This is a genomic window from Aliarcobacter lanthieri (assembly GCF_013201625.1).
Taxonomy (GTDB): domain Bacteria; phylum Campylobacterota; class Campylobacteria; order Campylobacterales; family Arcobacteraceae; genus Aliarcobacter; species Aliarcobacter lanthieri.
Genome location: NZ_CP053839.1, coordinates 1,057,612 through 1,071,402 on the forward strand (window position 1 = coordinate 1,057,612; position 13,791 = coordinate 1,071,402).

Here is a 13,791-nt window from a genome sequence, read left to right on the forward strand (position 1 = left end):
AAGAAAATTAAAATTTATAAATTGCTCCAATCCCAAATTTTCTAGGTTCATTAAAACCAACCCAAGCATTACCATCTCTTTCCATATAAGAAGTTACATAGTCTTCATTTGTAATATTTTTAATATAAGCATAAATATCCCAAGTATTTATTTTATAACCAATTTTTGCATTAGCTGTTATTCCACCATCTGTTTTTAGTATTTTCCCTTCTCCACCATTATATGAAGAGTTGAAGAAATTATTTGAACCTTGTGCATATAGATCTACTCTTCCATATATTCCACTATTAGCTAAATATGATATACCTAAATTTGCTGTATATCTTGGAGTTTCTTGTATCCTTTCTCCATCAAAACTTCTTTTTCCATTATTAAAATCATCATATTTTGCTTGTATTAATCCTAAAGCACCTGAAATACTCCAATTATCAGTTAAGAAATAAGTTCCATCTATTTCTATACCTTGAGAATGTCCTTTTTTTGCATTATCAACAAAAAAATTCCCTATATTATCAACATAGTAAACATGAACATCTTTTATATCCATTCTAAAAATAGCTGTATTTAAAGCAAAATTGTCTCCTATATATTTTGCTCCTATTTCATAATTTAATGATTTTTGTGGTTCAAAAGTATTCTCTTGACTTAAATTTGATGTAGCATTTGAAGGAGTATAGTTTAATCCACCAGGTAAGTAACCTTTTGAAACTGAAACATAAGTTGTTAGATTGTCATTAACTTTATAAGAAAGTGCAATTTTTGGTAAAAATGAGTTCCAAGTTTTCTCATCTTTATATGTAAATTCTCCTATTGGATTACCACCCCAAATCCTTTTTACATCAGCATCAACTTCTTTTTTAATTCTTTGATATCTTCCTCCTAATGTTAAATCAACTTTATCTATAATAGGAATAATAACTTGTCCAAAAATAGCTTGAGTTTTACTTGTTGCAGAAGATTTATAGTTTGCTTGATATACTTGTCCATAATAATCACTTTCGTAACCGTATGGTCCTTGATCTCTATCTTCTTTATCTAAATATAATCCAGTTAGCCACTTAATATCTTGATTTTTACTTGAAAGTTTAAATTCTTGAGTTGTTGTTTCAAAATCTGTAACATTCCATTGTCTTAATCCATCAAAAGAGTTTCCAGACATATTATCTACATCATAATCTCCATTAACTTTTACTTTTTTATGAGTTGTTGTAGATTCAAATTTAACTTTATCTAGTTCATAAGATACATTTAAAGCTTGAGAATTTAATTTGGTTTTTTCCCATGTAGGCATTTCAAAGCTTACATTTTTTGCATCTTTTCTTTTAAAATCATTTATTAGAGTTGAAGCATTTTTAACTATACCATTGATTCCATATTTATTTTCATAATTATTTGTAATAGTTAATTTTGTAGATAAATTATCTGTTGGCTTCCATAGTAAAAATCCACTTGTTTTTCTATCATTTTCTTTATTCGCATGTTTATCCATACTAGGATAATGATTTTCTATCCATCCATCAGTATGATAATATGTGTTATTTATACCAGCAAATAACTTATTATCAATGATTGCACCACTTGCATTTACTTTTGTATCAAAAGTATTATCATTGCCATATTCTGTTCCAATAGTCCCTTTCCATTTATTTTCTGGAGTTTTAGTAACTATATTTATAACAGCACCAATTGCATCTTTTCCATAAAGTGTTCCTTGTGGACCTCTTAAAACTTCTATTTGTTCTATATCACCAAAACTTGGATTGTAATCAAATTTATCATAATAAGGAACTCCATCAACATAAATAACAACTGGATTGCTATGTGTAAATTGAGAAGTATTTAAACCTCTAAAAGAAGTATTACTTCCTATTGTATTTTGATTGTACATATTTGGAATCTCTTTTATAACATCTTGAATAGTTTTAATTCCTTTTTGTTCTATATCTTCTTGCGTTATTACAGATATACTTTGAGGAACATCTTGTATATTTTCCTCTATTTTATTTGCACTAACTTTTATTTCATCTAATTTTGTTGTTTGAGTTTCATTTGAAAGAAGTATTGAACTTACAAATAAAGAAGCCAAAATTAACTTTTTTTCCATTTATATTCCTTTTAATATAATTTAATTAAATTTGAATTATAATAATAAGTATTATTGAATTCAAGTACTATTTTAGTAATTTAGTATTTTCTTTAAGTATAAAAGGATAAAAATGTCAAGTAATTTTATGTTAAATGATATGAATAGTTTTTATGACACTAATTTTATAAAAGATTATTCTATAACTTTTCCTAAAAATAGTGGAATAATGATGTGTGAAAAAAATATAGTAAATGATGATATCCTTATTTATAAAACTGAAGTTAAAGCTAATGAAGAATTATCAATTTCATCTGATTCTAAAGTTGATAGTTTAATTATAAATATTGTATTAGATGGTAAAATTTCATATATAGATAATAATCTTGATAAAATAGAAACACTTAATAAAAATGAAACATATATAAAATATATAGATGATTATAAATCAACAACTATTGTTGATAAAAATAGTTTTTCAAAAGGCTTAGCAATATCTATAAAAAATAGTTTTTTAGAAAAACATTTGTCTTCAAATAAATATTTGTTAGAAGAGTTACAAAATCATAAAAAAAATTCAAATTTAACTACAATTATTCATAAAAAAGATAGTCAAATAAATATAAAACTTGCAAATGAACTTTTTAATTCTCCATTTTATAGTGATTTACATAATATTTATATCCAAAGTAAGGTTTTAGAACTAATTTATAATCAATTTAGTGCTTTATTAAATGATAAAAATAAATTATTATTATTCAATGATAGAATAAAACTTTCAAGTGAAGATTTAGATGCTTTACATAAAGCAAGAGATATTATATTATCTCAAGAATTTCCAGATATATCAACTTTATCAAGAAAAGTAGCACTTAATGAATTTAAACTAAAATATGGATTTAAACAACTTTTTAATACAACTCCAGGACAAATGATATTAGAACAAAGAATGTTATGTGCTAAAAATCTACTTGAAACAAGTGAATATTCTATATCAGAAATTTCAAATCTTGTTGGATATAAACATCAACAAAGCTTTACAAATGCATTTGTTAGATTTTTTAATATACGACCAAAAGATATTATGGTTCAAAGAAAGTATTACTATTAAAGTAAACTCGCCTTATATTTTTACAAGAAGTTTGTCAAGCCAACTTTGAGATAAAACTCTTTTTGCAAAACCTAAAATATGTGTTGCTTTTGTTACATAATATCTTGGTTTAGGTTTTTTACTATTTATTATTTTTAATACAATCTGTGCAACACTTTTTGGTGGAAGTGTAAAAGTTCCTCTATCATCTTTACTCTCAAGTCTTGTTTTTAACTCTTTTTCATAAGTATCTTTCCAAAAACTATTTCTTATATTTATATTTTTTATAAAATTATTTAATGAATTTTCTCTAAATTTTGAAGTAACAGGACCTGTGTTAATCGTACTTATAAAAATATTACTATTCATAGTTTCTAGTCTTAAAGTATCACAAATTCCTTCAATAGCATATTTACTTGCATTATAAGCTCCACGAAATCTTAAAGAGATTATTCCTAAAACAGAGCTATGTTGTATTAGTTTACCATATCCTTGAGTTCTAAATATTTTCATTGCTTGGATAGTTACTTCATGAAGTCCAAAGAAGTTTGTATCAAATTGCTCTTTTAAAGCTTCTACACTTATATCTTCAACTGCTCCTGGTTGTCCAAATCCAGCATTATTGAAAACACAATCTAATTTTTTATCTTGTTTCAAAATTTCATTTAAAGCAAAACTTATATCATCTTTGTTTCTAACATCTATTTTAAAAGTAATTAAACCTAAATTTTTAAGCATTTTCACATCTTTTTCATCTCTTGCACTTGCATAAACTTTTATATTTTTATCTTTTAAAAAAAGTGCTGTTTCAAGTCCAATTCCACTTGAGCATCCAGTAATTAATATATTTTGCATAATAATCCTAATAAAATTTTGGCTATTATATCTAAAAATAAAAATTAGGCTAATAATTATGCAAAATGATAAAGAGTTAAAAGAACTTTTGGATATAGAAGTAAATAATAGAAATAATAGTTTCGAATTAAGTTATGAAAAACCAGACCCATTACTTATTGCAAAAAGACAAAGTGATGAATTTGCAATACTTTTATGTGCTTTATTTGCTTATGGAAATGCAAAACAAATAGTTAAATTCTTAGATAGTTTGGATTTCTCCCTTTTAAATGAGAGTGAAGAAAAAATTGAAAAAGTACTTAAAAATCACTATTATAGATTTCAAAATAGTACTGATATTATAACAGTTTTTAAAACCTTTATAAGATTAAAACAAGAAAATTCTTTAGAAGATTTATTTTATAAAGGTTATAAGAATGAAAATAATATTTTAGAAGGTATTGATTTTGTGATACAGAAGATAAAAGAAAAATCAAATTATTCTTCTCAAGGTTTTGATTTTTTAGTAGGGAATCCATTAAAAAGAGACAAAAAAGGATTTATAAAAGAGATTGGAAATGCTCCATATAAAAGATGGAATATGTTTTTACGTTGGATGGTTAGAAAAGATAGTCTTGATTTGGGAATTTGGAAAAATATAGATAAAAAAGATTTGATTTTACCACTTGATACTCATACTTTCAATGTATCTTTGAAATTAGGACTTTTAAATAGACAAACTTATGATTTAAAATCTGCACTTTTAATAACACAAAAATTAAAAGAATTCGATGAACTTGATCCAATAAAATATGATTTTGCTATATATAGGCTAGGACAAGAGAAAGTTATTTAAAAGTACTAAAATAGTACTTTTAAATAGATTTATCTCTTATCTGCACTTATTCTTCCTGCTCCTAAGAACATTAAAGCAATTGCTCCAAACATAAATAATAATTGTAATTCAATAGCTAGTCCACCAGTTTTTTCATTGAATGCGAATATTTGTGTTGAGTGAGCTAAATAAATAGCAAATAACATTGTCATAGCATATATAAAACTACTTATTCTTGTATAAAGTCCAACTATGATTAAAATAGGAATAATAATTTCTCCTAGATAAACACCATAAGCAAAAAATTCTGGGAATCCATTATTAACAACTAAAGATTTAATTCCATCTATTCCATTTAATTTATTTAGACCATGAAAAAGCATTAAAATACCAAGTGTTAATCGTAATATTAATTTACCAATATCTTCACCTAAAACTCTAGCTAAAAAACTTTCTAAACTTCTCATATATTGACTCCTATAAAATTATATATTTGTTTGGCATTGTATCAAAATGAAAATAAAAAAGATTTTTATAATAATATTTTATCTATTTAAATCTATTTTTTATAAACTCTTTAAAGGTATTGAATAACAAGTTTTTAGCTTTTTCTTTGTTATATATTAAGTAAAATTCTCTTTTAAATTTTAAATTCTTTAAATCAATTTTATATAACTTTTTGGTTTCTATTTCTTTTTGAACTATGACTTTTGATAGAGCGGTTACTGTATCTTTATTGTTTAATATAATAGTTTTTATTTCTTCAAAATCTTGTAATTCCATAAATATGTTTAATTCTTTTGATATTTCTCCTATATTATCAATAAATATTTCTCTTGTTCCACTACCACTTTCTCTTAGAATCCACTTCTTTCTTATATTATCAATAAAGACTAGTTTTGCTTGTTGTTCATCACTTGTTACAACTATTAATTCATCATCTGCTAATTTTTCTTTTACTAAACTATTATTTTGCGTATCTACTTCAATAAGTCCAATATCTAGTGTACCTTTTGATATTTTATCTATAATTTCAGTTGAATTTATATTTAAAATATCAAGTTTCACATCTTTATATTTTGATATAAAATCAAAATAAATATTTGGCATTATGTAGTTTGATATAGTTTTACTTGAAGCAATTTTTATATTTCCTGCAAGTTTATTTTTTTGAAAAATATTTTGTGCATCAATTAGTGCTAGATAATGTAAAAATGTTTTCTCTTTAAAATATCTACCTTTCTCATTCAAAATTAACTTTTTACCAACTCTATCAAAAAGTTGTTCATTTAGACTATTCTCAAGTGATTTTATAGCAAGTGAAATTGCTGATTGGCTTATGTTTAATTCATTTGCTACTTGTGTAACTTGTGGATTTTCACTGAGTTTATAAAAAAAATTTAATTCTTTTAAAGTCAATATTTCTCCTTATTAAAAATATATATTATTATATTAAAAATAATATATTTTACAAATTAATTAAATAGGATTATACTTTCAAAAAAAGGAATATATTATGAAAACTAATAAATCAGAAATTATAAATACTATTTATGGAATATTGTTTGTAACAATTATTTCTTTATTTGCAACATTTATATCTAATATTGATTTATTTATTAAATTAGGTATAAGTCCTTTAATCATTGGAATAATTTTAGGAATAATATATGCAAATATTTTAAAGAAAAGATTTAATCATATTAATAATGGAATAATTTTTTGTACAAAATATATTTTACGATTAGGAATTATTTTATATGGATTTAGACTTACATTTCAAAATTTATTTGAAGTAGGGCTTAATGGTATCTTTGTAGCTTTTTTTATAGTTTTATTTACTTTTGTCTTTGGATATATTATTGGAACAAAAATATTAAAAATGGATACAGAACTTACTATTTTATGTAGTGCTGGAAGTTCTATTTGTGGTGCAGCAGCAGTAATGGCAACTTCAAGTGTTTTGAAAAATGAAGCATATAAAAGTGCGATTGCTGTATCTTTTGTAGTAATTTTTGGAACTATTGGAATGTTTTTATATCCATTTTTACAAAAAATGGGAGTTCTTGGTTTTACAAGTAGTGAAGCTGGTATTTATTTTGGTGCAATATTACATGAAGTAGCACATGTTGTAGGAGCTAGTAATACTTTAGGTGATGTAGTTTCAAATAATGCAATTATTGAAAAGATGATAAGAGTTATATTTTTAGTTCCTTTTTTAATATTTTTATCTCTATGGCTTTTAAAAATAAATTTTCATAATAAAAAAGAAAAATCAAAAATTGTAATTCCTTGGTTTGCTATATTTTTTATTTTGCTTATTGGTTTTAACTCTTTAGATTTATTAGATAAAAATATAGTAGAAACTATAAATTTTATAGATACATTTGCATTGACTATGGCAATGAGTGCTTTAGGAATGGAAACAAGTTTTGATAAATTTAGAAATATTGGAATAAAGCCTTTTATATTATCATTTATATTATTTATTTGGTTAAGTATTTTTGGATTTTTTTTAATTAAACTATTATTTTAAATATAATTTCTAATATTGATATTAATATAATGTTATAATAAAAAATAGATTAAAATTAAGGTAAAGATAATGATAAATAATAAAGTTAAGATTAGTATATTTTTAGGTATTATTGCTGCTTTATGTTGGACAATTGCAGATATACTTTTAGTAGGATTTGTTCCAAATATTGAATTATATAGTTCTTTTATAGATAAACTTCCAGAGAATTTTAACTCAAATTTAGCAATTTTAATGTTAGATGGTTCTCCAAATAGATTAATGTGGGGAGTTTATTTTGCAACATTTAGTGTATTTTTGTATTTATTGTCTGTTTATGGAATTAAAGAGTTATTAGTAAAAAATATATTAAGTAAAATTGTAGTTTTATCGTTATTTATAGGATATGCAACTTCACCTGTTGGACATACCGGTTTTGCATATATTGGATTATTATCACAAAATATGCAAGCCAATAATACTGAAGTTATATCAGCACAAATAAATTTATTTGAACAATTTGAACAACTATTAAATGTTCATTGGGTTATTTCTGTATTCTTTAGTGCATTGGGATGGTTATTATTACAAATACAAATTTTGTCAAAACAAACTATTCTTAATAGATGGATTATTTTAGTAAACCCAATAATAATTGCACCTTTAATAGCTATTATTTGTTCTTTATTTCCTACAAATAATATTGCTGTTCTGTTTGGTTGTGCATCTTTAAATATATCTCAATTAGTATTTTTCTTTGTTGTATTTATAGTGCTAAATAAAAGGTATTAAGTTAGAATAAAAAAGGTATCTTTTTAGATACCTTTTTACCAATTATTTTTTATTAAATCCTGTTCTTTCATAGCTTGAGTTAAAATATCGTACCCTTTTAATTCTTCTTGAGTTGTAACTACCCATTTATTTAAACCTTCAAGCTGCATCATTTTTTTAATTATTTGGTCATTTGGATCTTGTTTTAAAAGCATATCTACAAAAGTTTTTTTGATATTTTCATCTAAACTTTCTAATACTGTAAAATTACAATGGCAATAACCCTCGCTTGTATAAAAAGACTCTATTTCACCTGCTGGAAAGAGTCCTTCTTCAAGTATTCTAACCCATGTGCTAATACCAATTGCACCAGCATCAAGTTTTCCATTCTTTATATCTTCAAGAACATCAAATTCACTTCTTCCTGTATCTCCATGTTTCCCTAAATCAGAGTTATATCTAATTAGTTCAATATCTTTAATATTTTCACCTAATTCATTTTGTAAATATTTTAAAGGTAAAATTGCTGCTTGTGCAGAATCTACACTTCCCAGTCCAAATTTTTTTCCTTTTAAATCTTGAATAGATTTTATATCACTTTTTGACTTTGCAATGAATACTGATTTAAAATCAATATCTGTATCTCTCATTAAAAGTGCTTGTGCTTTATGATTACTAAGTTTATAGGTTCTAACCCATGCAACATTTGTATTCCAAGCAATATCAATTTTTCCACTTAATAAATATTCAATTTGTGCTTCATAGTTTGAAAAAAGCATATAATCAAGTCTTACACCATTATCATTAAAATAATCTCTTATAATATCCCAAATTGTTACTATTTTTGGGTCATAAGCAACTGAACCTACAACTATTGGTTTTTTACTCATTTTATCTCCTTAAATTATTTCTTGGTTTGTTAAAGCTTTTCCAAGCCATGTAGTAAGAACATCAGTGCTTGGTGCCATAACTTGTGCTGCTAGAGAATCTCTTAAAAGTCGCTCTATAGTTAATCTTTTTGCATAAGCTGTCCCTCCACCAATCTTCATAGCTTTTGTACAAACATCAACTGCAATTTCAGAAGCATTCAATCTTGCTGCAATTACATTTGCTAATGCTGCTGGATCTGCTTCAATTACACTTTTAGAAGCACTAAGAGTAAAAAACTTTGCACTTGTTGATTTTGTATAAATATCAGCTAAATGATTTTGAACTGTTGGAATATTACAAAGTGCAGAATTATCACTATATTTTCTATTCATTGAATATTCAATAATTGTGTTACAAGCATTTATAGCAACTCCACTATAAACTGCAGCTAATCCTATAATAAAAAATGGACCAACTGTATTCATAATTTGATCTAATCCAGTTCCTGAAGTTCCAATTCTATATTTTTCATCTATTTTTACATTATTTAATATCATTGGACAAGAAGCATTTCCCTTCATTCCAAGTCCATTCCAAGCAGAGTGTTCAAAACTAACTCCTGCTAATTCTTTTGAAACTATCCAGTTATCTAAACCAATATTATCAAAAGAGTTAGCATCAATTAAATAATAATCAGCATATTCTGCTGAAGTTACAAAGCTTTTTCTTCCATTCATAAATAAAGTTTGTTCATCTTTTGTAACTTTAATTTCTGGAATATAAAAGTGAGTTCCTGTACCACTTTCACTATATGCTAAAGCTAACATTACTTCACCATTTGCAATTTTTGGTAAAATCTCTTTTTTTAATTCATCACTTCCATGAGTTGCTAAGCAATTTGTAGCAACATTATGCATCATATAACATAAAGCAGTTGTTGCACAATAGTTTGCAAAAGCTAAAATAGTTTGCGTATGTTCGTAAAATCCAAGTCCCATTCCACCAAACTCTTTTGGTACTAATAAACCAGTTAATTTTTTATTTTTTATTGCTTTAAAACTATCAACTGGAAATTTTGATTCATCATCAATCTCTTTTGTATATGGTGCTATATTTTGCTTTGCAAACTCTAGCATTTCATTATATAAATTTGACATTATCTATTCCTATTACATAAAATTTGGTGTGTGTGCTTTGGAAATATCATTTGCTAAATCTTCATCTATACCTATATTTACCAATCTTTTTACTCTATTTTCATTCATCTTTTCTTTTAACTCTTCAACTAAATCAAACCCTTTTTTATATGCATTTGGTTCATCACTTCCACTAGCTAATATTGCTAAAGCTTCAAGTAGCATAGATGATTCTCCATTTATTTCATCCATAAACTCTTTTCTTTTAAATGCAGTGTTTTTTAGAGCATTAATTCTTTTTGGATTTTGTTCTATAGCAGATTTTACATGTTCAATTCCATAAGAAACATGTCTCATTTCATCTCTTTTAGCAAGCCTTATAATTTTTTTTGTTGCATCATCTGGCATATATTTTTCTAAAAAGCTTAATAAATCTACAAAAGTTCCTTCTCCCATAACATGAAGTAAAAAAGAACTTTTTATATAATCATCTTCTTTGAATAGTGAAAAAAGTGACCGTTGTGTAACTTCACTAGAGTATTGAAAACCTCCACCATTAGCATTTGCTCTTTTTGTAAAAACTTCTATATGTCTTGCTTCATCATTCATTAGTGATGATAAGAATAACGGAACTTCCATATAATATGGATTTATTTTACTTATAAATTTTGCAGGAATATATAAAGCAGAAAATTCATTTTCAACTAAATAAGTCATAATCTGACAAATAGCTTTTTCTAAAATAGGATTTAATTCTGGAATTTCATTCCAAGGAATATCTGTTGTAGCATTCCATTGTAAATTTTTACCTTCTTCATATAGAATTGACACAGGATTTGACCACACTTGTTCTTTATATGAAAGTTCAAAATCATAAATTGGACTATTCTCTTCAACTATAATTCCCCTCGTAAGAAGTCCATTGTTATGTGGTGCAATATCAAGTATCTCTTCACTTAAATTCAAATCTTTTAATTTTGGATTTGAAGTATCTATACCTTGCATTTTTTTATTCCAAGAAGCTTTTTTAGAGAAACTATTAGGTTTAATTTTTTGTATTTTATACGAGTATTGTTGTTTTAGATTTTCTCTTCCTAAATATAGATGACCTCTTAAGTTTGCCCATCCACGAAGTTCAGTTTCAATATTTGCTTTTTGTGAAACAATTTCAATTATTTCATAGGAATTTGCAAGTAAAAATGTATTTTCAAGTTTTAAGAATAAAGCTTTTGATGGTGGTAATTCGCCTGTAAATATAGATATACAGTGTTTTAGGTTATTCAAATGAATCTCCAAAATTATCTTTTTTATTAATTTTGTCCATTCATTAAATTTAAAAAAATTAATGTGTGGAATATCAACCTGATATCTTAGGTCAATATTCTAACACAAAGAGATAAAAAAGTAACTAAATATTATTTATTTTACTTCAATTCCATATCTATTTAGTAGTTCAACCCAAATAACGCTATTTCCATTTTTATCAAATAATGCTGGAGTTCCTTGAACATTTAAAGTTTGTCCTATATTTATATGTTCTATAAGTTTAGTCTCTAATTTTTTGAGCTCATTTTTTGAATATTTTGCATTTTTAACTTTACTTAAATCATCTCCAATATTAAACTCAAACATAGCATCTATTTTTTCTTGAGTTGTTTTTTGACTTAAAATGTATAAAGATAAATCTTTAGCATTTTCATGAAAGTCTAGAGGATAAAAAAATACTTTTATCTTTATTTTATCTTTTATTTGTGGTAAATAAGATTCAAACTTTTTACAGTACATACATTCTGGATCTGTAAATAAAATAAATTCTTCTTTTCCATTTCCATATACAAAAGCCTCTTTATCTTTTGTAATAGATAAATCTACAGGAATAGCTAATTGAGAACCTGTTTTAGCATTGATAACTGCACCAGAGATTACGTAGTTTTTATCTTTTGTTAAAAATATTTCATCTTTTTGACCTTTTACTTGGATACTTAAGATATATAAATCTCCAGCATCAAAAGCTTTTAAAACTTTTATATCATTTCTTTTTAAAAGTTCTAGTTGTTCTATTTTTGATATTTCAGTTTTTGAAATCTCTTTTAGATTCGCAAACATTAAACTTGATAATAATAAACAAGCTACCAAAATTTTATACATAAAACATCCTTTTGAATTTTTGTCGTATTGTATCTATTTTAGATTAAAAAATGTAAAGTTTTATAAACTTTACATTATAAGAATATTGAATATATAAGTTGTGGCAAAAGATATTATTATTCCGTAACCAACAATTGCTGAACTTAGTCTTGGTGCAAGTCCAGCCATAGCAGCTATTGCCCCAGCAGTTATCATAGGAGCCATTCCTGCTTCAAGTATTGATACTGTAGAAGCTAGATTGTTCCATCCGAATATTTTACAGATAACAATAGCAATTAATGGAGCAATAATAAGTTTAATAACTAAAGCAACACTAAAAGGTTTTATATCTTCTCTTGGTAATTTTAATTGTAGTTGAAGACCAGCTGCAACAAGTGCTAAAGGTACAGTTGTAATTGCAAAAATTTCTAATACTTTTGTAATCGCTGGATGGAATTCAACTCCTACTAGAAATAAAGCAATAATAAGACATAAAAATGGTGGGAACGTTAAAACTTTAAAAGTTATTAATTTAAAAGTTATTCTTGTCTTACTTGTATATAATGAAACAATAAAAGTTCCATATATTGCAAAAGCCAAGAATGTTCCTAATTGATCATATACAAGTATATATGGCATAAATTCTTGGCCAGGTAAATATGTTTGTAGTAGAGGAATTCCTAAAAATGAGCTGTTTGTTAAAACAGCAACAAGCATTAATGCTCCTGTTATCTCTTTACTAAAGTTAAATATTTTTGATAAGAAAAGTATTAAAAAGGCACTTAGTGTCATTACAATCCATGCGATAATTGCTGGAATCATTAAATCTAGAGAGAAATGCATTTTGGGAATTTGCAAAAGGACAATAGCTGGATATGAAACATATAATACAAATTGGTTTAAAGCAACAGAACCATCTCTTTGCATTATTCCAAAACGATTTAATATATATCCTAAAAAAAGTGCTACTAAGATTAAAACTATATTTTCCATAAAAAACCTTTTAATATATATGACGAAACTTTAACATAAAAAAAATTAATTAAAATAATTAAAGTAAAAAATTTTTTACGAAAAAAAGTATAAAATTATAATAGTATTATTTATAGAAATTATTTGCACAAGAGTTTTCACAAGTTACTTCTCCAAACTCTTTTACATAATCAATTCCCCATTCATACATATTTTCTAAAACAGGACGTAATTTTTCTCCACTAGAAGTTAGACTATATATAACTTTTGGTGGAACTTCAGCATACACCTCTCTATGAATAATCTTTTTTTCTTCTAGCTCTTTTAATTTAATTGTTAGAGTTTTTTGTGTTATTTCACATATGTCTTCATGTAACTCTTTAAATCTTTTTTGACCATCAAGTAAGTGCCAAATAATGGCTAGTTTCCATCTATCATTAAAAATATCAAGTGTTACTGCAACACTACATTTATATTCTTTATTATTTATACAATACATATTTTACCTTTAAATTCATATTATCATTATATCAAAAAATAAATAAATTTCCATTACTT

Annotated in this window: 14 protein-coding genes; 4 read left to right on the forward strand and 10 right to left on the reverse strand. The window is 25.3% G+C overall.

Features of this window, described 5'->3' with window-relative positions:
* Nucleotides 1-7: 7 nt before the first annotated feature.
* Nucleotides 8-2,104: a TonB-dependent receptor gene (locus tag ALANTH_RS05285; protein WP_026807647.1), complete on the reverse strand. Its 2,097-nt coding sequence runs from the start codon at nt 2,102-2,104 to the stop codon at nt 8-10.
* 112 nt (nt 2,105-2,216) lie between these two features.
* Here ALANTH_RS05285 and ALANTH_RS05290 point away from each other — a divergent pair, with 112 nt between their 5' ends.
* A complete protein-coding gene (locus tag ALANTH_RS05290; protein ID WP_026807648.1) occupies nt 2,217-3,194 on the forward strand; it encodes a helix-turn-helix domain-containing protein in 978 nt (325 codons plus the stop codon).
* 12 nt (nt 3,195-3,206) lie between these two features.
* Here ALANTH_RS05290 and ALANTH_RS05295 read toward each other — a convergent pair whose 3' ends face one another.
* Nucleotides 3,207-4,028, reverse strand: a complete 822-nt coding sequence (locus ALANTH_RS05295; protein WP_034236759.1) for an SDR family NAD(P)-dependent oxidoreductase — start codon at nt 4,026-4,028, stop codon at nt 3,207-3,209.
* Nucleotides 4,029-4,083: 55 nt separating this feature from the next.
* Here ALANTH_RS05295 and ALANTH_RS05300 point away from each other — a divergent pair, with 55 nt between their 5' ends.
* Nucleotides 4,084-4,863 (forward strand): TIGR02757 family protein, encoded by a 780-nt coding sequence (locus tag ALANTH_RS05300; protein ID WP_026804277.1) that lies wholly within the window; start codon nt 4,084-4,086, stop codon nt 4,861-4,863.
* 29 nt (nt 4,864-4,892) lie between these two features.
* On the opposite strand, the gene ALANTH_RS05305 is transcribed toward ALANTH_RS05300, so the two are convergent.
* Together ALANTH_RS05305 and ALANTH_RS05310 are read right to left on the reverse strand one after the other, a co-directional pair.
* Entirely contained in the window at nt 4,893-5,309 is a 417-nt protein-coding gene (locus ALANTH_RS05305) for a DoxX family protein (RefSeq protein WP_026804278.1), read from the reverse strand.
* Nucleotides 5,310-5,391: 82 nt separating this feature from the next.
* Complete coding sequence (locus tag ALANTH_RS05310) at nt 5,392-6,261, reverse strand: LysR substrate-binding domain-containing protein (protein ID WP_026804279.1); 870 nt, start codon at nt 6,259-6,261, stop codon at nt 5,392-5,394.
* Nucleotides 6,262-6,358: 97 nt separating this feature from the next.
* Here ALANTH_RS05310 and ALANTH_RS05315 point away from each other — a divergent pair, with 97 nt between their 5' ends.
* Together ALANTH_RS05315 and ALANTH_RS05320 are read left to right on the forward strand one after the other, a co-directional pair.
* Entirely contained in the window at nt 6,359-7,378 is a 1,020-nt protein-coding gene (locus tag ALANTH_RS05315) for a YeiH family protein (protein WP_026807649.1), read from the forward strand.
* Between the two features lie 69 nt (nt 7,379-7,447).
* Nucleotides 7,448-8,149, forward strand: coding sequence for a DUF6796 family protein (locus ALANTH_RS05320; protein ID WP_051583598.1), 702 nt, complete (start codon nt 7,448-7,450; stop codon nt 8,147-8,149).
* A gap of 35 nt (nt 8,150-8,184) precedes the next feature.
* On the opposite strand, the gene ALANTH_RS05325 is transcribed toward ALANTH_RS05320, so the two are convergent.
* The 6 genes from ALANTH_RS05325 to ALANTH_RS05350 all read right to left on the reverse strand — a co-directional run bounded on the left by ALANTH_RS05325 (nt 8,185) and on the right by ALANTH_RS05350 (nt 13,732).
* Complete coding sequence (locus ALANTH_RS05325) at nt 8,185-9,018, reverse strand: phosphate/phosphite/phosphonate ABC transporter substrate-binding protein (RefSeq protein WP_026807650.1); 834 nt, start codon at nt 9,016-9,018, stop codon at nt 8,185-8,187.
* 9 nt (nt 9,019-9,027) lie between these two features.
* On the reverse strand, nt 9,028-10,155 hold the full coding sequence (locus tag ALANTH_RS05330; protein ID WP_026807651.1) for an acyl-CoA dehydrogenase family protein: 1,128 nt from the start codon (nt 10,153-10,155) through the stop codon (nt 9,028-9,030).
* A gap of 12 nt (nt 10,156-10,167) precedes the next feature.
* On the reverse strand, nt 10,168-11,418 hold the full coding sequence (locus ALANTH_RS05335; protein ID WP_026807652.1) for a ferritin-like domain-containing protein: 1,251 nt from the start codon (nt 11,416-11,418) through the stop codon (nt 10,168-10,170).
* A 135-nt stretch (nt 11,419-11,553) separates the two neighbouring features.
* Complete coding sequence (locus ALANTH_RS05340) at nt 11,554-12,282, reverse strand: DsbC family protein (protein WP_026807653.1); 729 nt, start codon at nt 12,280-12,282, stop codon at nt 11,554-11,556.
* Nucleotides 12,283-12,351: 69 nt separating this feature from the next.
* The gene (locus ALANTH_RS05345; RefSeq protein WP_026807654.1) at nt 12,352-13,254 is read right to left on the reverse strand and encodes an AEC family transporter; all 903 of its coding nucleotides are present in this window, start codon (nt 13,252-13,254) and stop codon (nt 12,352-12,354) included.
* Between the two features lie 106 nt (nt 13,255-13,360).
* The gene (locus tag ALANTH_RS05350) at nt 13,361-13,732 is read right to left on the reverse strand and encodes a winged helix-turn-helix transcriptional regulator (RefSeq protein WP_026804286.1); all 372 of its coding nucleotides are present in this window, start codon (nt 13,730-13,732) and stop codon (nt 13,361-13,363) included.
* Between the last annotated feature and the right edge of the window lie 59 nt (nt 13,733-13,791).